The sequence below is a fragment of the Pseudotabrizicola formosa genome, from assembly GCF_002900965.1.
In the GTDB taxonomy this organism is placed as follows: Bacteria; Pseudomonadota; Alphaproteobacteria; order Rhodobacterales; family Rhodobacteraceae; genus Pseudotabrizicola; species Pseudotabrizicola formosa.
The window spans coordinates 512,408-531,130 of sequence record NZ_PJOM01000003.1; the positions used below are offsets into that span (position 1 = coordinate 512,408).

Genomic DNA, 18,723 nt, shown 5'->3' on the forward strand with positions numbered 1-18,723 from the left:
CGCGCTCAGGCCCGCTTCACCCGTTCCATCGCATAGATCACCAGCCCGGCAATCAGCCCCCAGAACGCCGCCCCCACGCCAAACACCGCCACGCCCGAACCGCCCACCGCCAGCGTGATCGTTGCGGCAAAGCGTGTGTCGGGCGCCGCATAGGCTCCGGCCAGTGCGCCCGTCAGCGCGCCCAGCAATGCCAGTGCGACCAAGGCCACCATCACCTGCGGCGGCAGGGCCCCCAGCAGCAGCAGGATCAGCGGGGATCCCAGCCCCAGCAGCACCCAGGCCAACGCGTAAACCAACCCGACCTTCCAGCGCTGGCTGCGGTCGGGATGCACATCATCGCCCATGCAGATGGCCGCCGTGATCGCCGCCATGCTGATCGTATGGGCTCCGAACACAGCCGACACTGCTGACAATCCGCCAGTCACGGCCAAGCCCTGCGTCACGGGCGGCTCATAGCCCGCCGCCCGCATCACGGCAAACCCGGGCAGGTTCTGGCTTGCCATCGTCACCAGATACAGCGGCAGGCCCAGGCCGATCATCACCCCGATGTCCCACTCGGGCGGGATGAACTCCAGCCTCGGTGCCGGAAAGGTCAGCGCGGGCAGATCCGTCGCGCCGGTACCGAACGCCAGCGCCACCCCGGCTGCCAGTGCCGCCAGCACCGCCAGGGCCGGGTTCCACAGCCGCACCAGCGCAAAGACCGCGACCATGGGCAAAACCAGTGCGGGCCGCTGCTGCGCGGCCACCGCCCCTTGCAGGCAGAACGGCAACAACACCCCCGCCAGCATGGCCGCCGCGATTCCATCCGGGATGGCCGCCACCAACCGGCCCAGCGGCTTTACCGCTGCCGTCAGCGCCACCAATCCGCCCGCCAGCACGAAGGCCCCCACCGCCTGCGGCATGGTGAGTCCGCTGGTCGCCGCGATCAGGGCCGCCCCCGTGGTCGACCAGGCAAGCACCACCGGCACCCTGTTCCACGCCGAAAGACCGGCCGAGCCGATGGCCTTGGCCAGCGCAATCGCCAGCACCCAGCTGGCGGTCTGCGCCGGGGTTGCCCCGACGGCCAAGGCCGCCGCCAGCACCAGCGCAATGGTAGATCCATAGCCGACAAGCGCCGCGACAACTGCCGCTGAAATCAAGGAAATCCGCATAATGCCCCCATTTGCCGCGACTATTCCGGTCTGCACCGGCAACCGCAACCCCTGAAACTGAAAACGGCGACGCCCAGGGAGGAGGAGGGGCGCCGCCGCATCATTCACAACCGACCCCAGGGAGGAGGAGGGGGCCAGCGTATCCGGGAACCCGAACCCCAGGGAGGAGGAGGGGGCGCAAGTTCCGCTTTTCAGTCCGACCCCAGGGAGGAGGAGAGGGCAAGACCGAACCAGTGTAAGGGTCAAACCCTTAAATTTCGGTTGCGGCGACCCCAGGGAGGAGGAGGGGGCCGCCGCTGATCCGACCGGCTCAGGGAGGAGGAGGAGCCGTTCGAACTGTGGTGAGGGTCAAGACCATGCTGGCCATGCCCCCGGAATTTCGGGCGCGGCGACCCCAGGGAGGAGGAGGGGGCCGCCGCTGATCCGACCGGCCCAGGGAGGAGGAGGGGCCGTTCGAACTGTGGTGAGGGACAGACCCGCAGGTCACCCTCGAATGATCCGCGGCACCCTCAGGGAGGAGGAGAAAGGGTGCCGCTGTTCCGACCGGTCTCCGGGAGGAGGTAGAGACCGTCCGTATAACGTAAGAGCGTTAGCTCTGTATTAAAGGGCGTCGGCATCAGGGAGGAGGTTGATGCCGACGCTTTTGCTACGGGCCCCAGGGAGGAGGAGGGGGCCCCGCAAAGAAATTCACTTGCCGTAGGCAGCCTCGTTGGCCACGCGCGTGATCATGGTGCGGTGAATGCCCAGATCAGCCAGTTCGCGGTTCGACAGCGCCTGCAGTTCCCGCACGGTCTGTTTGAACACCCGGCGCCGTTCCAGACCGACGCGAATGGTTTTCACAATGGCCGCAGCCCGGTCAGCAATACCGTAGGACGCGGTACGCGATGAGTTTACATATGCCATAGCTGTTTAGCCTCTCGATTTCGGTTCGGTTGCAGCGTTCTGCCGCTTTGTTAGGGGTAACATGGGGCAAATGCTGCATCTGCACAATAGGGCGGTTGCGCAATGCTGCCATGCAGAACCCGCATGGCTTAACGTCACAGAAACGTCATTATTTACAGCATCTTCGCGCAAATTTTGAGCGTTTGGTCAAGCAATCCTTGAGCTTTCGTGCAAAGATCGCAACTGTGCTGCAAGGACAGGCAAAAGGAAAACAACCATGGGTGTCTCGCGCGAAACGGTGATGGCGGCGCTGGCCGGAATCGCCCTGCCCGGCGGCGGAAACCTTGTGTCGCAAGACATGATCCGGGCGCTGACCATCGACGATGCCGAGGCCGGGGCAACCGTGCGATTCGTGATCGAGGCTGCGAGCCCGGAGGCGGCGCGTCAGATGTCCGCTGTGCAGGCACAGGCCGAGGTTGCCTTGCGCGCGCTGCCCGGTGTGGTGGCCGTACAGGCTGTCACCACCGCCCACGGCCCTGCCACCAAGCCTGCAGCCCCCAGCCTGAAGATCGGCCAGCACCCGACACCGCAGCAGGGCGGGCCGCAAAAGCTGACCGGAATCGACCGGATCATTGCCATTGGCTCGGGCAAAGGGGGGGTGGGCAAATCCACGGTCTCGTCAAACCTCGCCGTGGCCCTTGCCCGGCAAGGCCGCCGCGTCGGCCTGCTGGATGCCGATATCTATGGCCCCAGTCAGCCGCGCATGATGGGGGTCAACCGCCGCCCCGCCAGCCCCGATGGCAAGATCATCGAACCGGTCATTGCCCATGGTGTCACCATGATGTCCTTGGGCCTGATGCTCAAGGCGGATGAGGCCGTGATCTGGCGCGGTCCGATGATCATGGGCGCGTTGCAGCAACTGCTCACGCAGGTGGCCTGGGGAGAGCTGGACATCCTGCTGATCGACCTGCCCCCCGGCACCGGTGACATCCAGCTGACCCTGTGCCAGCGCACGCAACTGACCGGCGCCATCGTTGTGTCAACTCCGCAGGACGTGGCGCTGCTGGATGCGCGCAAGGCACTGGATATGTTCCTCAAGCTTAAAACCCCTGTGCTCGGCCTGATCGAAAACATGTCGACCTTCTGCTGTCCCAACTGCGGACATGAGACGCAGATCTTTGGCCATGGCGGGGTCAAGGCCGATGCCGCCCGGCTCGATCTGCCCTTCCTGGGGGAATTGCCGCTGACCCTTGCCGTGCGCGAGGCCGGCGACTCCGGCACCCCCATCGCCGCCACCGATGCGCCAGAGGCAGAGGCCTATGCCCGGCTTGCCCACCGCCTGATCGCCGGCGGCATGGCGTGACCGGCCTGCTGGGGTGAAGCCTGCACCGGGACGGGGTGGGACGATCCGGGACCGCCCGTTCACGCCGAATCACAGAACCGGGATTTTCTGGGAAACCGGGGTGAAAACCCCGGTTTCTGGCATTTCATGGTGATCTTCCTGTCACAAAAGGCCAATTTCCATCCTGTGCCGCAAAATAGTTGGCGGGTGGCCGGGAAACGGCGGGAAAATCTGTCCTCACTATATATAGCGTTCACGTGGACGTGATTGCCTATAGTTTGCTGAAATCTTTGCATTCATGCCGCTAGATGCTGTTCCAAACCCGCCACGCCGCCCTGATTGTCCCGGTCGCGCCCAAAAATTCCCGTTGCTTCCCAGATCATCCCATGGCATCCCTTGGTCATCGAAACGGGCAGTACGAACAGCAGCGGCAGCTTCAAGACCGCAAACAGGCGAAACAGTCAGGCTTCATACAGGCAACCCCGTTTAGACAAACAGATCCGGCGCGCGAGCGAGCAGACATCTCCCCCAGGTGGCGCGCGTAGCTGGACGCCCAGCGATGGGACAGGCGGCGGATCGAGCAGTGGCAGCAGCTCGGTCCGCCGTATTCATTTCTGGCCCCCGCAACGGGGTCACCTCGACGGAAAGGGACGGGCGAAAGCTCAGGCAATATGTCGGACATGTTTCGCGGTGAATACTACCAGAAGGTAGATTCCAAGGCCCGGGTTTTGATCCCGGCACCGTTCCGACGTGTCCTCGATGCCGGCGATCCCCGCACATCCGACACCCCCCGCACCCGCATGATCATCGTTTATGGTGGCAAGAACCGCCAGTTCTGCGACTGCTATTCGATGGCAGGGGCCGATGCGCTGGCCCGCTGGGTCGAAACCATTCCCTTGGGCAGCAAAGACCGGATCAAGGCCGAACGTGACCTGATCACCCGCTCTGCCACCGTCGAAATCGACGATGATGGCCGCATCGTCCTGCCCGGACCGGTGCGCGAAAAGCTGGGGATCACGCCCGACATGATCAAGGAAGGCGTCGAATCCGCCCTGGCCGGTGCGACCGACCGTTTTTCGCTGTGGCGCGCCGATGCCTACCGCGACGTCTTCGGCGATGATGATGAGGACGATGACGGCGAAGATGCGCTTGCGGTGGTTGGCCGTTATCCAAAGGTCGGGTGATGACAGAGGCAGGCGATCAGCAACAGGGTCGCGCCCCGCATATCCCGGTGCTTTTGCGCCCCATTCTGGACCTGTGCGCGCCCATCGGCGGGGTGTGGCTGGATGGCACCTTCGGGGCAGGGGGCTATGCCCGCGCCCTGCTGGAGGCCGGGGCCGATGTCATCGGCGTCGACCGCGACCCGATGGCGCTGGACATGGCGCAAAGCTGGCGTGGCAGCTATGGCGACCGGCTGACGCTGGTGGCGGGCACCTTTTCGAGCCTCGACCAATATGCCCCCAAACCGCTTGACGGTGTGGTGCTGGATCTGGGCGTCAGCTCGATGCAGCTCGATCAGGCCGAGCGCGGGTTTTCCTTCATGAAAGACGGCCCGCTCGACATGCGGATGTCGCAAGATGGCCCCTCTGCCGCCGATCTGGTGAACACGGCCGATGAAACCCGTATCGCCGATATCCTGTACCACTACGGCGAGGAACGCGCCTCGCGCCGCATTGCCAGATCCATCGTCGAACACCGCGCCCGGGCCCCCATCGAGACCACCCTGCAACTGGCTGAAATCGTTGCCCGCTGCCTGCCGCGCCCCAAACCCGGCCAAAGCCATCCGGCCACCCGCAGCTTTCAGGCCATCCGCATTGCCGTTAACACCGAATTCACCGAACTGGCCGAAGGGCTGATGGCGGCGGAACGCGCGCTCAAACCCGGCGGGTTGCTGGCCGTGGTCAGCTTTCACAGCCTGGAAGACCGCATCGTCAAGCGCTTCTTCCAGCTGGCCTCGGGCACCGAAGCCAATGCCAACCGTTATGCGCCGCAAACCGCGCTGAACACCGCGCGGTTCGACATCGTGACCAAACGTGCCGTTGGCCCTGATGACGCCGAGCTTGCCGAAAACCCGCGCGCGCGGTCGGCCAAGCTGCGCATCGGGCGTCGCACCACGGCCCCGGCCCAAAGCCTTGATCCGTCAGAGCTTGGCCTGCCAGAACCGCCCCAGAAGAAAGGACGCCGCTGATGCGCCCCGTCATCTATGTTCTGACCTTCATTGCCGTGCTGGGCCTTGGGTTCTGGGCCTACCGCGAACATTATGATACGCGGCAAGCCCTGCGTGACGTGTCCGGCCTGAACGCTGAAATCGCCAGCCTGCGTGAGGCGCTTGCCCTGCAGCGCGCCGAATGGGCCTATCTCAACCGGCCCGACCGTTTGCGCGAACTGGCCTCGCTCAACTTCGAACGTCTGGGCCTGATGCCGCTGGAACCCACGCAATTTGGCGATGCCGCCAATCTGTCTTACCCGGCGGTCGAGGAATTCTTCGGCGATATCAACAATTCGGTCATGGTGACCGGCCAGTTGAACCCAGAGGAGGAACCGCTGTGACCCGCACCCCCCTCCGCCCGCTTGCCCGCATTCTCAAGGCCCGCGCTCAGGGCGAAAACCCCGATGTGATCGAGCGCGAAAACCTGCGCCTGCGCCATGAACAGCAGCGCGACGCGTCACGCAACCGCGCCGAGGTGCGGCTGCTGATCCTTGGCTTTGCCTTCTTTGTGGCGTTTTCGGCCATCGGGGCGCGCATGGGCATTGTCGCCACCACCGAAGCCGCCGAGCCGCGCTCTTTTGCATCGGGCGCAGAAATCCTTGCCCAACGCGCCGATATCACTGACCGCAACGGTCGGGTGCTGGCAACAAACATGCTGACCCATGCGCTTTATGCGCATCCGAAAGACATGGTGGACCCGGCCCGCGTCGCAGGTGAACTGGCTGCGATCTTCCCCGAGATGAACGCCGAAGACCTGACCCGCCGCTTCACCGATGGCCGCAGCTTCATGTGGCTGCGCAAGGTGCTGTCGCCCGAACAGATGCAGGCCGTGCACGACATCGGCGATCCGGGCCTGTTGTTCGGCCCGCGCGAGATGCGGCTGTATCCCAACGGCCAGCTTGCCGCGCATGTGCTGGGCGGTACCTCTTTCGGGGCCGAAGGCGTTCATTCTGCTGAAGTCATCGGCACTGCCGGGGTCGAGCGCGCGCTTGACGCCCGGTTGCGTGACCCCGCCCTGTCGGCCACACCGCTGGAACTGTCCATCGACCTGACGGTGCAGGCGGCTGTCGAAGAGATTCTCGACGCCGGCATCACCATGATGAACGCCAAGGGCGGCGCCGCCATCATCATGGATGTACGCACCGGCGAGCTGTTGTCACTCGCCAGCCTTCCGGCCTTCGACCCCAACAACCGGCCCAACCCTGTGCTGCCCAAGGATGCCGAACCCGGCGACAGCCCGCTGTTCAACCGCGCGGTGCAGGGGGTGTACGAACTGGGCTCCACCTTCAAGATCTTCACAACGGCACAGGCGATGGAACTGGGCCTCGTCGGCCCCGATACCATGGTAGATGCCGATGCGCCGATGCGCTGGGGCAGACATCTGATCAAGGAATTTCAGGGCAAGAACTATGGACCGCTGGCATCGGTCACCGATGTGATCGTGAAGTCGTCGAATGTCGGCACCGCGCGGCTGGCGCTTCAGATCGGCGGATTGCGCCAGCAAGCCTTCCTCAAATCCTTGGGCTTTTTCGATGCGACGCCGGTGGAACTGACCGAAGCGCCGGGGGCCAAACCGCTTTTGCCCGCGCGATGGCCCGATATCGTGACCATCACCACATCCTATGGCCATGGCATGTCGGCCAGCCCGCTGCACCTGGCAACCGCTTATGCGACCATCGCCAACGGGGGAATCACCGTAAAGCCGACGCTGGTGAAACAGACCGGTCCGCGCCCCGGCGTGCGGGTGATGCGCGAAGACGTGGCGAAAGAGTCGGTGATGATGCTGCGCAAGGTCGTGACCGAAGGCACCGCCAGCTTGGCCGAAGTGCCGGGCTATGAGGTCGCAGGCAAGACCGGCACCGCCGACAAGCCAAAGCGGACGGGCGGCTATTACAAAGACAAGGTGATCAACACCTTCGCTTCGGTCTTCCCGGCCTCCGACCCGCGCTATGTGGTGCTTGTCACGCTGGATGAACCGGTGGAAACCTCGGGCACCGAACCCCGCCGCACCGCAGGGTGGACCGCCGTTCCGGTTGCAGCCGAGATCACAAGGCGCATTGCCCCGCTGCTGGATATCCGGCCGGTGGTTGAAGCGCCCCCCCTTGATCAGCTAACAGCCGTCCGGAACTAGGGGGACATGACATGGCACCGCAACGGGCACATCCTCGCGCACCCCGCCGCGCGACTCTGGCAGATCTGGGTCTGACGCCGCGGGCCGGTGCCAATCCCGTGATCCTCGGGCTTACGGTCGACAGCCGGGCGGTGCAGCCCGGTTTTCTCTTTGCGGCCCTGCCCGGCAGCCGGGTGCATGGGGCCAGCTTCGCGGCCACCGCGCTGGAGCAGGGGGCCGCTGCCATCCTGACCGATGCCGCCGGTGCCCGCCTGCTGCCCTCCGGACCCACCCCGGTTGTGGTGGTCGAAGACGCGCGTGAGGCGCTGGCCCGCGCGGCCAGCCTGTGGTTCATGGCCCAGCCCGCCCGCATGGTCGCCGTCACCGGGACCAACGGCAAGACCTCGGTCGCCACCTTCACCCGCCAGATCTGGGAAGCGCTGGACCACCCCGCCATCAACATCGGCACAACGGGGGTCGAGGGCGCATGGACCGCCCCTTCGGCCTATACCACGCCAGATGCCATCACGCTGCACGCGATGCTGGCGCAGGCAGCTGCGGCGGGCGTGACCCATGGCGCGATGGAGGCCTCCTCCCACGGCCTTGACCAGCGCCGGATGGATGGCGTGCGCCTGTGTGCCGCCGGCTTCACCAATCTGACGCAGGACCATCTGGATTACCACGGCACCATGGAGGCCTATCTGGCCGCCAAATCCGCCTTGTTCTCGCGTCTCTTGCCCGATGACGCGGTGGCCGTGGTCAACCTGAACGGCGCGCATGGCTCAGAGATTGTGGAGCTCTGCCTTGACCGGGGTCTGCCCACCATGACGATCGGCCATGGCCAGGGCGCCGATCTGCGCCTGCTGTCGCACCGCTATGACGCCACCGGGCAGGATCTGCGCTTTTCCTGGCAGGGCCAGCCGCACATGACCCGCCTGAACCTTGTGGGCGGGTTTCAGGCCGAGAACGTGGCCCTCGGGGCGGGCCTCGCCATCGCCTCGGGGGACAACCCGCAGGCAGTCTTTGCCACCTTCCCGAAACTCACCGGCGTGCGCGGCCGCATGCAACTGGCCGCCACGCGCAGCAACGGTGCGGCCGTCTATGTCGATTATGCCCACACGCCAGACGCCATCGAGACCGCGCTCAAGGCGCTTCGCCCGCATGTCATGGGCCGGATCATCATCGTCTTCGGCGCAGGCGGCGACCGTGACACCACCAAGCGCCCCCTGATGGGGGCCGCCGCCGCCGCCCATGCCGATGTGCTCTTCGTCACCGATGACAACCCCCGCTCCGAGGACCCCGCCAGCATCCGCGCCGCCATCCTGGCCGCCTGCCCGGAGGCCACCGAGGTCGGCGACCGCGCCGAGGCCATCCTGCGCGGTGTCGATGCCCTGCAACCCGGCGATGCCCTGCTGATCGCGGGCAAGGGGCACGAAACCGGCCAGACCATCGGGGGCCAGGTCTACCCGTTTGATGATGTCGAACAGGCCAGCGTCGCTGTCGCCGCCCTTGATGGGGTGATCTGATGGTGCCCGCGCTCTGGACATCTGCCGATGCCGTGGCCGCCACCGGCGCCCTCACCACCACCGCGTGGCAGGCCACAGGCGTCTCGATCGACACCCGCACCCTGCGCCCCGGAGACCTGTTCGTGGCGCTCAAAGACCTGCGCGACGGGCATGATTTCGTGGCGCAAGCCCTTGCCAAAGGCGCGGCCGCCGCCGTGGTCACACACCGTCCGGCGGGCGTTGCCGAAGACGCCCCGCTGCTGATCGTCCCCGATGTTTTGCGCGCACTGGAACAGCTTGGCACCTTCGCCCGCGCCCGCACCCGGGCCAAGGTTGTCGGCGTCACCGGCTCGGTCGGCAAGACATCGACCAAGGAAATGCTCCGCGCCATCCTTGGCGGCCAGGGCAAGGTCCATGCCGCAGAGGCCAGCTATAACAACCACTGGGGTGTGCCGCTGACGCTGGCCCGCATGCCGCAGGACGCCGACTTCGCCGTGATCGAGATCGGCATGAACCACCCCGGCGAAATCGCCCCTCTGGCGCGCATGGCGCAACCGCATGTGATCCTGATCACCATTGTCGCCCCGGCCCATCTGGAGGCGTTCCCGGATGTTGACGCCATCGCGCAGGAAAAGGCCGCCATCATGGAGGGCCTTCTGCCGGGCGGCACCGCGATCCTGAATGCCGACCTGCCCACCACGCCGATCCTGCTGGCCAAGGCCGCAGACAGCGGTGCCAGGGCGGTGCTGTTTGGCGCCAGCCCCGGCGCGCGCTACCACATGGACCACGCCGACATCACCGATGATGCCACCGTCGTCCGCGCCACCCGCAACGGGCTGCCGCTTCTGTTCAAGGTCCGCACCCCCGGCAAGCATTTTGCGCTCAATGCGCTGGGGGCGCTGGCCGTTGCCGATGCCCTTGGCTGTGATGCCACCATCGCCGCCTGCGATATCGGCAACTGGCAGCCACCGCTGGGGCGCGGCACGCGCGAAACCATCCTGCTCGACCGCATTGACGAAACCAGCTTTCAACTGATCGACGACGCCTTCAACGCCAATCCCGCCTCGATGGCGGCCAGTCTCGACGTGCTCATCGCGGCGCAGCCTGAAAACGGGGTCGGCCGTGTGGGGCAGGGCCGCCGCATCGCCGTTCTGGGCGACATGCTGGAACTGGGGCCGACAGAGACCGCGCTTCATGTCGCCATCGCCCGTCATCCGGGGCTGGCGGCGATCCAGACCATCCATTGCGTCGGTCCGCGCATGCGGGCCCTGCACATGGCCTTGCCGCGCCCGCAGCGCGGCGAATGGGTCGAAACCGCCGCCGATCTCGCCGCCCATGCCCGCCAGCTGGTGGATGCAGGCGACATCGTTCTGGTCAAGGGCTCCAAAGGGTCAAAGGTCAGCCTCGTCGTTGACGCCCTGCGCAAAATGGGTCAAGGCAGCGCCTCCACAGAAGGGACCGCCTGAATGCTATATCTGCTGACCGAGTTTTCTGGCGGAGGGGATGTTTTCAACCTCTTTCGCTACATCACCTTCCGTGCCGGCGGGGCGTTCCTGACTGCCTTGATCTTTGGCTTCATGTTCGGCCAGCCCCTGATCAACATCCTGCGCCGCAAGCAGGGCAAGGGTCAGCCGATCCGCGATGACGGTCCGGCCTCGCATTTCGTCAAGGCGGGCACGCCCACCATGGGGGGGTTGCTGATCCTGTCGGCGCTCTTGTTTTCCACCCTGCTCTGGGCACGGCTCGACAATCCTTATGTCTGGATCGTGTTGCTGGTCACCATCGCCTTTGGTCTGATCGGCTTTGCCGATGACTATGCCAAGGTCACCAAACAGACCACCAAAGGCGTCTCGGGCAAGGTCCGCTTTTCGGCCGGTCTCGGGATTGCGGCGCTGGCCACCTTTGCCGCCGCCAGCTTCCATCCGCCTGAACTCACCAGTCAGCTGGCCTTTCCCTTCCTCAAGGATCTGCTGCTGAACCTGTCGGTCTTCTTCATTCCCTTCGGAATGATCGTCATCGTGGGCTCCGCCAATGCGGTCAACCTGACCGATGGGCTCGACGGATTGGCCATCATGCCGGTGATGATCGCCGCAGGCACCTTTGGCGTGATCGCCTATGTCGTCGGCAATTTCAATTACACCAGCTACCTTGGCGTGCATTTTGTGCCCGGCACCGGCGAGCTTCTGATCTTTTGCGCTGCCCTGTTCGGCGGCGGCATGGGGTTTTTGTGGTACAACGCGCCGCCAGCAGCGGTGTTCATGGGCGACACCGGCAGCCTTGCCTTGGGCGGGGCGCTGGGGGCGATCGCGGTCTGCACCAAGCATGAAATCGTGCTGGCCATCGTCGGCGGCCTGTTCGTGGTCGAGGCGCTCTCGGTGATCATTCAGGTGCTCTACTTCAAGAGCACCGGCAAACGCGTCTTCCTGATGGCCCCGATCCACCACCATTTCGAGAAAAAAGGCTGGGCCGAACCCCAGATCGTGATCCGCTTCTGGATCATCAGCCTGATCCTCGCGCTGATCGGTCTGGCGACGCTCAAGGTGCGGTGATCAGACCGCTTGGCAGGCTCCACACCAGCCCCATGCGCGCGCTTGACCCGCCGCATCGACCCGGCAGCCGCCGTAGGGTGGTCCGTTCTTCGCGGCACGCGACGGTTGACCCACCATCCGGGCGCAACATGTCAGCTTCGGTAGGGCGGGGTTCACCCCGCCCCCCATTTGTTAAAAATCCCCTAACATCAACATGCCAACCCCTTGATATCATTTATCCCGCATCCCTGTAACACTGTGGGCAGCCCTTGAAAGAATCCGATCTCTACCTGCCGGTCAAAGCCTTCCTCGAAGCGCAAGGCTATACCGTCAAGGCCGAGGTCGGGGCGGCAGATGTCATGGCCTGCCGCGACCCGGAACCGCCGGTGATCGTCGAGCTCAAGACCGCCCTCACCCTGCCCCTGATCCTGCAGGGCGTGGCGCGGCAGGGGCTGTTTGACCACGTCTACCTCGCCGTGCCCCAGCCCAGGCGCTGGACCCACCGCTACCGCGACCTGACGGCCCTTTTGCGTCGCCTTGGCCTCGGCCTGTTGACGGTCCATGCAGGCAGGGTCGAACCACATCTCGATCCCGCCCCCTATCAGCCCCGCAAGAACACCACGAAGGCGGCGCGTCTGCTGCGCGAGTTCCACAAGCGGCAGGGCGACCCCAACATCGGCGGCACCACCGGCATCAAGCGGATGACCGCCTACCGCCAGGATGCCCTGCGCCTTGCCGCGGCGCTGGCACCCTTGGCCGAAGGCACCGGCCCCGCCGCCCTCGCGCGCGCCACCGGGGTCTTGCGGGCGGGTGCCATCCTGCGGGACAATCATTATGGCTGGTTCGATCACCCCGCCAAGGGCCGCTACACCTTGTCCGCCACCGGGCATGCCGCCCTCTTCCAAGATGCGCCGCCATCCCCTATCCCGTGAGGGATCAATGAAAAGGGGCGGCAGATGATTCCAGTCAAGGGCTACGCAGGCGCAAAGGTCGCCGTTCTGGGCCTCGGCCGGTCTGGCCTCGCCACCGCCCGCGCGCTGATCGCGGGCGGGGCGGAGCCGTTGCTGTGGGACGACAGCCCCGAGGCGCGCGCCGCCGCCGAAGCCGAGGGCTTCACCCTGACCGACCTGGGCCGCGCCAACGCCTTCGACGGGGTGGCCTGCCTGATCACCAGCCCGGGCATCCCGCACCTCTATCCCGCCCCCAACAAGATCCTCGCCCGCGCGCTCGCCGAAGGGGTGCCGCTGGACAATGACATCGGCCTGTTCTTCCGCAGCTTCGCCGCGTCGGACTGGGAAGATTTCGAGGTGATGCCCCGCGTGGTCTGCGTGACCGGGTCGAACGGCAAGTCCACCACCACGGCGCTGATCCATCATATTCTGGAGGTCGCGGGCCGACCCGTGCAGATGGCGGGCAACATCGGCAAGGGGGTGCTGTCGATCGACCCCGCACAGGATGGCGAGGTTGTGGTGCTGGAACTGTCCAGCTATCAGACCGATCTGGCCCGGGCGCTGACCCCGGATGTCGCGGTCTTCACCAACCTGTCGCCCGATCATCTGGACCGGCACCATGGCATGGGCGGCTATTTCGCAGCCAAGCGGCGCCTGTTTTCCGAAGGCGGGCCCGACCGGGCGGTGATAGGGGTGGATGAGGTAGAGGGACAGTTTCTGGCCAATCAGATGGGCATGGGGCCGCTGGATGACCGGGTGATCCGCATCTCTTCGGGGCAAAAGCTGGACCAGTTTGGCTGGAGCGTCTTTGCCCGCAAGGGCTTTTTGTCGGAATGGCGCAAGGGGCGGCAGGTGGCCAGCATCGACCTGCGCGACGTGTCGGGCCTGCCGGGGGCGCATAACCACCAGAATGCCTGCGCGGCCTATGCCGCCACCCGCGCGCTGGGGATCGCGCCCAAGCTGATCGAGGGGGCGTTCCAGTCCTTTGCCGGGCTGCCGCACCGCAGTCAGCTGGTGGCCGAGCGTGGCGGGGTTCGCTTCATCAACGACTCGAAGGCCACCAATGTTGACAGCGCGGCCAAGGCGCTGCAGGCCTTCCCACGCATCCGCTGGATTGCCGGGGGGATGGGCAAGGACGGCGGGATTGCCGGGTTGCAGCCCTGTCTCGGCTCGGTAGTGAAAGCCTATCTGATCGGCCATTCGGCCCGCGACTTTGCCTTGCAGCTGGGCGATACCGCGCATGACATCTGCGAGACCATGGCCAAGGCGGTGGCAAGTGCCGCGGCTGAGGCCCAGCCGGGCGAGGTGGTGCTGCTGGCCCCGGCGGCTGCCAGTTTTGATCAGTATCCCAACTTCGAAAAACGGGGCGAGGATTTTGTGGCGCAGGTCCATGCACTGATCGCGGCGGCGGGCAGTTAGTCTTTCCCGGCGACCGTCATCCGCTGCGACTGGGGCGGCTTTGCCATATAGGGCAAGGACATCGGGCCAGATCTTTGCGCGCGGCTGACACCAGCGACCGGCAAGCGCCTTGGCGAGCCAGGCCCTGCGCCACAGATCCCTTTGGCGGAACGTTTCGGGCAAGGCGGCCATCCGTGGCGGCATGGTGGGCCGAAGGGTGGCGCGGCGGCCGGCTTTTGCCCCGAGTCTCGGGGGGGTGCCACACGCGTGGTGGCACCGCTTTGTGCTGGCTTTGCGGCCCGGCATTGAGTAGAGTTTTAGACAGACCCGGCTAACGGGCAATCGGCAGTGCAGGCATTACAGGCGGTTTTCCCATGACTGAAATGGTCTATGGCTCCAGTCCCGTTCGGGTGACAGAGCCGGTGATTCCTCGTTGGTGGCGCACCATCGACAAATGGTCGCTGACAGCGATCATGGTGTTGTTCGGCATCGGCTTGCTGCTGGGGCTTGCGGCATCCGTGCCCTTGGCCAGCCGGAACGGCTTGAATGACTTCTATTACGTTCAACGTCAGGCGGTGTTCGGCGTGATTGCGCTGTTGACCATGGCGGGGGTGTCGATGATGCCGCCGGTGATGATCCGGCGGCTGGGGGTGATCGGCTTTGCCGGGTCCTTTGTCGCCCTGATGCTGCTGCCGATGTTTGGCACCGATTTCGGCAAGGGGGCGGTGCGCTGGTTTTCCTTTGGCTTCGCATCGGTCCAGCCATCCGAGTTTCTGAAGCCGGGCTTCATGGTGATCGTGGCCTGGCTGATGGCGGCGGGGCAGGATCTGAACGGCCCACCCGGCAAATCGGTGTCCTTTGGCCTGACGGTGGCGGTCATCCTGCTGCTGGTCATTCAGCCCGACTTTGGTCAGGCAGCGCTGATCCTGTTCGGCTGGGGCGTGATCTATTTCGTGGCCGGCGCACCGATGACCCTGATTGCGATCATTATCGGGCTGGTCAGCTTTGGCGGCACCATCGCCTATGAAAGTTCCGAGCATTTTGCCCGGCGGATTGACGGCTTTCTGAACCCCGAGATCGACCCGCGCAGCCAGATTGGCTATGCCACCAATGCCATTCAGGAAGGCGGCTTCTTTGGTGTCGGCGTCGGCGAGGGCCAGGTGAAATGGACTCTGCCCGACGCGCATACCGACTTCATCATCGCGGTCGCGGCCGAAGAATATGGGCTGATTCTTGTCCTCGTCATTCTGGCGCTGTACGGCACCATCGTGGTGCGGTCGCTGTTCCGCTTGATGCGGGAACGTGACCCGTTCATCCGGCTGGCGGGCACCGGGCTGGCCTGCATCTTTGGCGTGCAGGCGATGATCAACATGGGCGTGGCGGTGCGCTTGCTGCCCGCAAAGGGGATGACGCTGCCCTTTGTGAGTTATGGCGGGTCGTCGGTGATTGCAGCGGGCATCACGATGGGCATGCTGCTGGCCTTGACCCGCACCCGCCCGCAGGGTGAGATTGGTGATATCCTGCGCAGGGGGCGGTAATGGCGCGCGGACCTTTGCTTCTGATCGCGGCGGGCGGCACCGGCGGCCACATGTTCCCGGCGCAGGCGCTGGCCGAAGCGATGGTGCGCAAGGGCTGGAGGGTGAAGCTTTCGACCGATGCCCGCGGCGCGCGCTATGCGGGGGGCTTTCCGCATGTGGTGGCGGTGGAGCAGATGGCTTCGGCCACATTCGCGCGCGGCGGTCTGCTGGCGCGGGCGGCGGTGCCCTTTCGCATTGCCGGCGGTGTGTTGGGCGCCGTGTTCGGCCAGCTGCGCGACAAGCCTGCGGTGGTGGTGGGCTTTGGCGGCTATCCGACGATTCCGGCGCTGGCGGCGGCCTGGGTGCTGCGGCGGCCAAGAATGATCCATGAACAGAACGGCGTGCTGGGGCGGGTGAACACGCTGTTTGCGTCGCGTGTCGACCGGGTGGCCTGTGGCACCTGGCCGACGGATCTGCCCGAGGGCGTGGCGGGGGTTCACACCGGCAACCCGGTGCGGCTGGCGGTTCTGGACCGGGCTGGCGCGGGCTATATCGCGCCCGGGGATTACCCGATGTCCTTGGTGGTGATTGGCGGAAGCCAGGGCGCGCGCATCTTGTCGGATATGGTGCCGGCCGCGGTGGCGCTGCTGCCCGAGGCGCTCCGACGCAACCTGCGGGTGGCGCATCAGGCCCGGGCCGAAGATACCGACCGGGTGGTGGCGGCGTATGAAGAGGCGGGCATCCGGGCCGAGGTGCAACCCTTCTTTGCCGATATTCCGGCGCGGCTGAGCGAAGCGCAGCTGGTGGTGTCTCGGTCGGGCGCGTCGTCGATTGCCGATATTTCGGTGATCGGACGGCCGGCAATCCTGATTCCCTACGCTGCGGCGACGGGGGATCACCAGAGCGCCAATGCGCGCGGGCTGTCCGGAGCCGGGGCGGCGATCGTGATCCCGGAAAAGCTGCTTGACGCCACAGGCCTCAGCGGCCACATGGCAGCGGTGCTGTCGCAGCCCGAGGCTGCCAGCCGGATGGCCGCCAATGCCCTGGCGCAGGGCCGTCCCGATGCCACCGACCGCTTGGTGGCACTTGTCGAGGCGCTTGCCTCTGAGCCTGAAACCAAAGGAACCCAGCCATGAATGCTGCCACCAAATTGCCGCTGGAACTGGGGCCGATCCACTTTGTCGGGATCGGCGGCATCGGCATGTCGGGCATTGCCGAGGTGCTCATGACCCTTGGCTATAGCGTGCAAGGATCGGACTCCAAGGCCAGCAAGATCACTGACCGGCTGGTGTCGCTGGGGGCCACGGTGTTTGAGGGGCAGGCGGCGGAAAATATCGGCAACGCGGCGGTGATCGTGATTTCCTCTGCCATCAGAAAGGGCAACCCCGAGCTGGAAGAGGCACGGCGGCGCAAGCTGCCGGTGGTGCGCCGGGCGGAGATGCTGGCGGAACTGATGCGGATGCGGTCCAACATCGCGGTGGCGGGCACGCATGGCAAGACCACGACGACGACGATGGTGGCGACGCTTCTGGACAAGGGCGGGTTTGACCCCACGGTGATCAACGGTGGGGTGATCCATTCCTATGGGTCGAACGCGCGCGCCGGGGCAGGCGAGTGGATGGTGGTGGAGGCGGACGAGTCGGATGGTTCGTTCAACCGCCTGCCCGCGACAATTGCCATCGTCACCAACATCGACCCCGAGCATATGGAGCATTGGGGCAGCTTTGATGCGCTGCGCAAAGGCTTTCTTGATTTCGTGTCGAACATCCCGTTCTACGGTCTGGCGGTGTGCTGCACGGATCATCCTGAGGTTCAGGCTTTGGTCGGGCGCGTGGCGGACCGGCGGATTGTCACCTTTGGCTTCAACGCGCAGGCCGATGTGCGGGCGGTGAACCTGAGGTTCGAAAATGGCAGCGCCTATTTTGATGTGCTGCTGAATAACGAGGATGAAGGTTCGAAGATTGAAGGCTGTGTCCTGCCGATGCCCGGGGATCACAATGTGTCGAACGCATTGTCGGCCATTGCCGTTGCGCGGCACCTTGGGATGAAGAAAGACGAAATCCGCGAGGCCTTGGCCAGCTTTGCCGGGGTGAACCGGCGCTTTACCAAGGTGGCCGAGGTGAATGGCGTGACCATCATCGACGATTACGGCCACCACCCCGTCGAGATTGCCGCCGTTCTGCGCGCCGCGCGGCAATCGACCAAGGGGCGGGTCATCGCCGTCCACCAACCTCACCGCTACAGCCGGTTGTCCAGCCTGTTCGAAGATTTCTGCACCTGCTTCAATGAGGCGGATGTCGTGGCCATTTCAGAGGTCTATTCGGCGGGTGAGGACCCCATTGCCGGTGCCAGCCGCGATGATCTGGTGGCCGGGCTTATCGCGCATGGCCACCGCCATGCCCGCGCGGTGATTGATGAGGCTGATCTGACGCGCCTGTTCCGGGAACAGGCCCGCCCGGGCGACATGTTTGTCTGCCTTGGGGCAGGCACGATCAGCGTCTGGGCCAACAACCTGCCGGCCAAGCTGGTGGAGAAGGCTGCATGATCAGCGCGCTTGGTGCCGCATTGCTCTGGCTGGTTGCCGCGAATGTCGTGGCAATGCTGCCCAGCCGTGATCACCATTGGCGTGCGGCCTACGCCCTGATTGCCGTCGGCATTCCACTCGTGGGCTGGGTTACGGCGCAAAACGGCCCGGTTTGGGGCATGCTGATCCTTGCGGCCGGAGCCAGCGTGTTGCGCTGGCCGCTGATCCATCTTTTGCGCTGGTTGCGCAGCAAGACCGGAACCCCGGCAGAGTGATCTGCCCTCAGGCGCGGCCTTGATCGGGAGCAGGCGGATAGGGTTCCGCCCGGAGCGGATCAACTTCGCGCGCTGCCGCGCTCGGGTCCATTGTCGGACTTGCAGGCCGGGTCAGCGGAGGCGTTGCCCGCATGCGGCGCACGTTCCACAAGCCGAAAGGCACGCCAAGGCCGACCCCAATGAGAACCGCAACGGCAAAGAGTTGCCAGCCGTAGTAACCCGCCGTCAGGCCCGCAATCACAACAACCCCGGCGATGCAGCCGATGACCAGCGGAAGGATGGTGGATCGCAGGTATGGAAAAGCCATTGCCGGTCTCCTTTTAAGTCTGTGT

17 protein-coding genes are annotated in these 18,723 nt (G+C 65.1%); 14 read left to right on the forward strand and 3 right to left on the reverse strand.

The features are described from left to right. Positions 1-5 precede the first annotated feature (5 nt). Entirely contained in the window at positions 6-1,151 is a 1,146-nt protein-coding gene (locus CXR43_RS13685) for a benzoate/H(+) symporter BenE family transporter (RefSeq protein WP_103334755.1), read from the reverse strand. Positions 1,152-1,838: 687 nt separating this feature from the next. After that, positions 1,839-2,054, reverse strand: a complete 216-nt coding sequence (locus tag CXR43_RS13690; RefSeq protein WP_168219830.1) for a DUF1127 domain-containing protein — start codon at positions 2,052-2,054, stop codon at positions 1,839-1,841. A gap of 256 nt (positions 2,055-2,310) precedes the next feature. On the opposite strand from CXR43_RS13690, the gene CXR43_RS13695 reads away from it, so the two are divergent. The 14 genes from CXR43_RS13695 (at position 2,311) to CXR43_RS13760 (ending at position 18,391) form a co-directional block, all read left to right on the forward strand. Next, a complete protein-coding gene (locus CXR43_RS13695) occupies positions 2,311-3,396 on the forward strand; it encodes an Mrp/NBP35 family ATP-binding protein (RefSeq protein WP_103334602.1) in 1,086 nt (361 codons plus the stop codon). A 650-nt stretch (positions 3,397-4,046) separates the two neighbouring features. Then, positions 4,047-4,559 (forward strand): division/cell wall cluster transcriptional repressor MraZ, encoded by a 513-nt coding sequence (locus CXR43_RS13700; protein ID WP_146036526.1) that lies wholly within the window; start codon positions 4,047-4,049, stop codon positions 4,557-4,559. After that, on the forward strand, positions 4,559-5,563 hold the full coding sequence (gene rsmH, locus CXR43_RS13705) for a 16S rRNA (cytosine(1402)-N(4))-methyltransferase RsmH (RefSeq protein ID WP_103334604.1): 1,005 nt from the start codon (positions 4,559-4,561) through the stop codon (positions 5,561-5,563). Before CXR43_RS13700 ends, rsmH begins: the two co-directional genes overlap by 1 nt. Next, positions 5,563-5,925 carry a cell division protein FtsL gene (gene ftsL / locus CXR43_RS13710; RefSeq protein WP_103334605.1) on the forward strand — a complete coding sequence of 121 codons (363 nt, stop codon included), beginning with the start codon at positions 5,563-5,565 and terminating at the stop codon, positions 5,923-5,925. Before rsmH ends, ftsL begins: the two co-directional genes overlap by 1 nt. Next, positions 5,922-7,715, forward strand: coding sequence for a peptidoglycan D,D-transpeptidase FtsI family protein (locus CXR43_RS13715; protein WP_103334606.1), 1,794 nt, complete (start codon positions 5,922-5,924; stop codon positions 7,713-7,715). Before ftsL ends, CXR43_RS13715 begins: the two co-directional genes overlap by 4 nt. 11 nt (positions 7,716-7,726) lie before the next feature. After that, positions 7,727-9,220: a UDP-N-acetylmuramoyl-L-alanyl-D-glutamate--2,6-diaminopimelate ligase gene (locus tag CXR43_RS13720; RefSeq protein WP_103334607.1), complete on the forward strand. Its 1,494-nt coding sequence runs from the start codon at positions 7,727-7,729 to the stop codon at positions 9,218-9,220. Between the two features lie 2 nt (positions 9,221-9,222). After that, positions 9,223-10,665 carry a UDP-N-acetylmuramoyl-tripeptide--D-alanyl-D-alanine ligase gene (locus CXR43_RS13725; protein WP_435530808.1) on the forward strand — a complete coding sequence of 481 codons (1,443 nt, stop codon included), beginning with the start codon at positions 9,223-9,225 and terminating at the stop codon, positions 10,663-10,665. Next, the gene (gene mraY / locus CXR43_RS13730) at positions 10,666-11,748 is read left to right on the forward strand and encodes a phospho-N-acetylmuramoyl-pentapeptide-transferase (RefSeq protein ID WP_103334609.1); all 1,083 of its coding nucleotides are present in this window, start codon (positions 10,666-10,668) and stop codon (positions 11,746-11,748) included. Between the two features lie 248 nt (positions 11,749-11,996). Further along, positions 11,997-12,659: a DUF2161 family putative PD-(D/E)XK-type phosphodiesterase gene (locus tag CXR43_RS13735; protein WP_246831390.1), complete on the forward strand. Its 663-nt coding sequence runs from the start codon at positions 11,997-11,999 to the stop codon at positions 12,657-12,659. Between the two features lie 24 nt (positions 12,660-12,683). Next, positions 12,684-14,096 carry a UDP-N-acetylmuramoyl-L-alanine--D-glutamate ligase gene (gene murD, locus CXR43_RS13740; protein ID WP_103334610.1) on the forward strand — a complete coding sequence of 471 codons (1,413 nt, stop codon included), beginning with the start codon at positions 12,684-12,686 and terminating at the stop codon, positions 14,094-14,096. 353 nt (positions 14,097-14,449) lie between these two features. Continuing rightward, positions 14,450-15,613, forward strand: coding sequence for a peptidoglycan glycosyltransferase FtsW (locus CXR43_RS13745; protein ID WP_103334611.1), 1,164 nt, complete (start codon positions 14,450-14,452; stop codon positions 15,611-15,613). Continuing rightward, positions 15,613-16,728, forward strand: coding sequence for a UDP-N-acetylglucosamine--N-acetylmuramyl-(pentapeptide) pyrophosphoryl-undecaprenol N-acetylglucosamine transferase (locus CXR43_RS13750; protein WP_103334612.1), 1,116 nt, complete (start codon positions 15,613-15,615; stop codon positions 16,726-16,728). The genes CXR43_RS13745 and CXR43_RS13750 overlap by 1 nt, the downstream gene beginning before the upstream one ends. Continuing rightward, the gene (gene murC / locus CXR43_RS13755; protein ID WP_103334613.1) at positions 16,725-18,137 is read left to right on the forward strand and encodes a UDP-N-acetylmuramate--L-alanine ligase; all 1,413 of its coding nucleotides are present in this window, start codon (positions 16,725-16,727) and stop codon (positions 18,135-18,137) included. The genes CXR43_RS13750 and murC overlap by 4 nt, the downstream gene beginning before the upstream one ends. Beyond that, the gene (locus CXR43_RS13760) at positions 18,134-18,391 is read left to right on the forward strand and encodes a DUF2484 family protein (protein ID WP_103334614.1); all 258 of its coding nucleotides are present in this window, start codon (positions 18,134-18,136) and stop codon (positions 18,389-18,391) included. The genes murC and CXR43_RS13760 overlap by 4 nt, the downstream gene beginning before the upstream one ends. A gap of 7 nt (positions 18,392-18,398) precedes the next feature. Here CXR43_RS13760 and CXR43_RS13765 read toward each other — a convergent pair whose 3' ends face one another. Next, positions 18,399-18,698: a hypothetical protein gene (locus tag CXR43_RS13765; protein ID WP_103334615.1), complete on the reverse strand. Its 300-nt coding sequence runs from the start codon at positions 18,696-18,698 to the stop codon at positions 18,399-18,401. Positions 18,699-18,723: the final 25 nt, after the last annotated feature.